The following is a 4421-nucleotide window of genomic DNA, read 5'->3' on the forward strand; positions in this document are numbered from 1 at the left end:
GGTGGGTGTGGTCGACCGCTTCGTCGAGTTCTTCGGCCCCGGCGTGGCAAACCTCACGGTCCCTGACCGGGCGACCATCGCGAACATGGCTCCCGAGCAGGGCTCGACCATCTCGATGTTCGGCGTCGACGAAGCGACGCTCGACTACCTCGAACTCACGGGCCGCGACGAGAAACACATCGAACTCGTTCGCGAGTACCTCGACGCCCAGGGGCTGTTCGGCGAACAGAATCCTGAGTACACGGAGACGGTCGAACTCGACCTCTCGACGATCACGCCGAGTCTCGCCGGCCCGAAACGCCCCCAGGATCGTGTCCCGATGGACGATATGAAGACCCACTTCCGGGGGCTGGTCCACGGCGAGTTCGAGGACGAACTCGACGACGTCGACGAGGACGCACTCACCCGCTGGCTGGGCGAGAGCAGCGTCGCCGCCGACCGCCCCGACGCCGACCTCCCGGAACCGGACGTGGGCGAACTAAACGACACGGTCGACGTCGACCTCGACGGCGAGACGACCGAAATCAGGCATGGGAGCGTCGTCGTCAGCGCCATCACCAGCTGTACGAACACGTCGAACCCCTCGGTGATGCTCGCCGCAGGCCTGCTCGCCCGCAACGCCGTCGAGTGCGGCCTGGATGTCCCCGAGTACGTCAAGACTAGTCTCGCGCCCGGGAGCCGCGTCGTCACCGAATACCTCGAAGCCTCGGGATTACTGCCGTATCTCGAAGACCTCGGCTACAACGTCGTCGGCTACGGCTGTACGACCTGCATCGGGAACGCCGGGCCACTCCCCGAACCCATCGAGCGCGCCATCGACGCCGAGGACCTCTGGACGGCGAGCGTCCTCTCGGGCAATCGGAACTTCGAGGCGCGCATCCACCCGAAGGTCAGAGCGAACTACCTCGCCAGTCCGCCGCTGGTGGTCGCTTACGGGCTGGCCGGTCGGATGGACATCGACCTCGAAACGGACCCACTCGGGACGGACGATAACGGGGACCCGGTCTACCTCGCCGACATCTGGCCGGACGCCGACGAAATCCACACGGCGATCCATGAGAGCGTGGACGCTTCGATGTTCGAGGAGAAGTACGCCGAAGTGTTCGAGGGTGACGAACGGTGGGAGGCACTCGACGCGCCGACCGGTGACGTCTACGAGTGGGACGATTCTTCGACGTACATCCGCGAGCCGCCCTTTTTCAAGGACTTCCCGCTGGAGGAGCCCGGTGTCAGCGACATCGCCGACGCTCGCACCCTGATGCTGCTCGGGGACACCGTCACCACCGACCACATCAGCCCGGCCGGACCGTTCTCTCGGGAGCAGCCCGCCGGCGAGTGGCTCGTCGACCAGGGTGTCGAACCTCACGAGTTCAACACCTACGGTGCCCGCCGGGGCAACCACGAGGTGATGATGCGCGGCACCTTCGCCAACGTTCGCATCGAGAACGAGATGCTCGACGACGTCGAGGGCGGCTACACGATTCACCAGCCGACGGGCGAGCAGACGACCGTCTTCGAGGCGAGCCGCCGCTATCGGGAAGATGATACGCCGCTGGTGGTGTTCGCCGGCGAAGAACTCGGCACCGGGTCGAGCCGCGATTGGGCCGCAAAAGGGACTGACCTCTTGGGCGTTCGCGCAACCATCGCGGAGAGCTACGAGCGCATCTTCCGTGACAACCTCGTCGGCATGGGTGTCCTCCCGCTGCAGTTCGCTGACGGTGACTCGTGGGAATCCCTCGGTCTCGACGGGTCGGCGCGGATTGAGATTCGTGGATTGGACGACGGCCTAGACGTGAACGACGAGTTGACCGTCGTCGCAGAGCGGGACGACGGCTCGAGAGTCGAGTTCCCGGTCACGGCACAAGTTGGGACGCCCGCAGCCGTTCGATACGTTGAGAACGGCGGAATCCTGCATCTAGTACTCCGCCGACTGCTCACCGAGGACTAATAAGGGGCAACTATCCTGAGTGACAAATGGTATTAGAGACAACTACTTCACGATCTGAAAGTTTCCGCTCTCGCTCACAGCAGTCGTCTGAACCGTTACCGCGAATCCAACGCGTGGCAGTACTCGGTGGGGCAGTCGGCGGTCTCGCCGCTGCTGAAGGCTTTTCCAAGCGAGGTTTCGAAGTAGACCTTTTCGAACGTCAGTCGTACGACGACAAACGAGTCAACTGTGGGGAAGCGATGACGGCCGTCTCGAAGATTCCACTCCGTTCGATGTCGGCGAATGGGTTCGTCAATGCTCTTCCGGAGTTACGTGTGGATATCTACGACGGAACGACATCCAGCAGACAGCACACCGGGAGTGGGAGATTCCCGGCCTCCGATACGTACATCACCGACCGAAACATCGTTGAACGACGATGGTCCGAACGCCTCGCTGAAAAGGGCGTTTCGATTCACGAAAACCACCAGATCACGAAGGCGGAGTTCCGGACGTTGGCCGATAAATACGACCTCTTGGTCGACGCGACTGGCCAACCGTCGATTACCAGCAAAGTTCGAGGGAGAACGGACGAGTACGCGGGTCGGATGATCGCCCTCAATGCTGACGTGGAGGGCGACTTTTCAGATCTCTACCCGAATAGCCAGATCGTTCTTGAGGGCTATACCGGGTACGCGTGGGCGTTCTCGAAATCGCCCGAGCGGGCAAACGTCGGCATCGGGTGGACTGAGAGCGAACGCCCAGCCGATTACATAGCCGCATTTGAGGCGGCGTGTGAACGAAACGGCTGGCCGATACCATCTCGGAGTCAGACGAATATCGCTATCATCCCCGAAGGACCGAGTCTCGATCCTGCGCTGACCTATCTACCTGAGTGGCCCGTCGTTCGTGTCGGGGATGCGGCTGGACTCGCGAATCGGCTGACCGGGAAGGGGATCTCGCAAGCAATTCAGTCGTCGTATCTCGCAGCCAAGTTGACGGCGGAGGGAAGCCTTCAGGAGTATCCAGACCGACTCTATCGGACGATGAAAGGGGAGTACCTGCTCGCCCGGATTATGCGGCACCTCGTCGAGACGCGTCAGATGACCGTTCTCGGTGATGCCGTCCAAGTGGTGTCTGGAATCGACATCGAAGACATCGATCGATCCCCACGGGCGGTTCTTCGTCGCTTCTTGGGGCATCCACGGGTGGCTGCTCGGATCTTCTCCAACCCGGCTGTAATCAAGCAGACGTATGCCGCCGTCACAGACGCCTGGGAATACGATACTATTCAGCCAGTATGACGGTATCGGAGAGATCACCCCGAAAAGGGCTCTCTATTCCGGTATGGCGAGATCCCAACGCGATTTTATAACACCTTCCCGGGAATTAGCACGATATGGCATCTCAAGAAGTTCAATTAGAAAGTACGATCGGGGGGTTCACCGCAAGCGGTCGACTACACACGTTGAGTGTCTGGTTTATCTTTGCGCTTCGGTTGATGATGGGACTGGCGTTCTTCCAGAGTGGTCTCGACAAGGTCCTCTCGGGAAGTTTTAGTGCCGGTGGATATCTCACCGGGGCCGTTCCGAATAGCGGGAGTCCACTCGCTGATCTGTTCGTCGCGATGGGGAACATGCCGTGGTTTGTTGACTTCGTGAACGTTGCAGTACCGTGGGGAGAGCTGCTTATCGGCCTCGGGTTGTTGTTCGGTGCCCTCACTCGGCTCGCTGCGTTCTGGGGGGCATTTATGATGCTCATGTTCTATTTCGGCAACTGGGATGTCACACATGGCTACATCAACGGTGATTTCGCGTACATGCTCGTGTTCCTCTCAGTCGCCGCGTTCGGTGCGGGACGGATACTCGGCCTTNACGCGTACATTGAACAGTACGAGGTTGGTGGAGTGCCGCTTGTCGAACGGCATCCCTGGACTCAGTATCTACTCGGGTAAGTAAGCGTGTCATCAATAGATACCACTATTACGAATCCCGGTGCTTGGGGCCTCGCGATTATCTTCATTGTCGTCGTTTCTTGGTTCTTCTATCGGTACTTCGCTCCTGACAGCTGGCGGGAGTGGGTCGGCGCAGGAGTGGTACAGGCGTTCATCATCGCATTATATGCGGAGATGTACGGGTTTCCACTGACGATCTATCTGCTGGTCCGGTTTTTCGGTCTGGACCGCGAGTACGTCAGTACCAATCTCTGGTCTACACTGATCGGGTTTGGCGAAACGGGTATGTTCGTATCAATGCTCCTCGGCTACGCTGTGGCGTTTGTCGGCATCGGCCTGTTTGCTCAGGGATGGCGACAAGTCTATCGTGCCCGACAGGACGACCGACTGGTCACAGACGGGCTTTACAGGTACGTCCGCCATCCACAATACACCGGTCTGTTCATCGCTCTGTTTGGCGAGGGCATCATTCACTGGCCGACAATCTTCTCTGTCGCTCTATTTCCGTTCGTCGTTGTGATTTTTACGTGGCTTGCACGG

4 protein-coding genes are annotated in these 4421 nt (G+C 59.8%); all 4 read left to right on the forward strand.

The annotated features are described in order from the left end of the window. Window positions 1-1948: aconitate hydratase AcnA (gene acnA, locus EGH24_RS15145; RefSeq protein WP_142980908.1), on the forward strand; the 1948-nt coding region annotated here is incomplete at its 5' end. A 314-nt stretch (window positions 1949-2262) separates the two neighbouring features. Continuing rightward, window positions 2263-3231: an NAD(P)/FAD-dependent oxidoreductase gene (locus tag EGH24_RS15150; protein WP_246058046.1), complete on the forward strand. Its 969-nt coding sequence runs from the start codon at window positions 2263-2265 to the stop codon at window positions 3229-3231. 95 nt (window positions 3232-3326) lie between these two features. Then, window positions 3327-3881, forward strand: coding sequence for a DoxX family membrane protein (locus tag EGH24_RS15155; RefSeq protein ID WP_142980909.1), 555 nt, complete (start codon window positions 3327-3329; stop codon window positions 3879-3881). Window positions 3882-3887: 6 nt separating this feature from the next. Further along, window positions 3888-4421: methyltransferase family protein (locus tag EGH24_RS15160; RefSeq protein WP_221886773.1), on the forward strand; the 534-nt coding region annotated here is incomplete at its 3' end.

It is taken from the genome of Halonotius terrestris, from assembly GCF_006861665.1.
In the GTDB taxonomy this organism is placed as follows: domain Archaea; phylum Halobacteriota; class Halobacteria; order Halobacteriales; family Haloferacaceae; genus Halonotius; species Halonotius terrestris.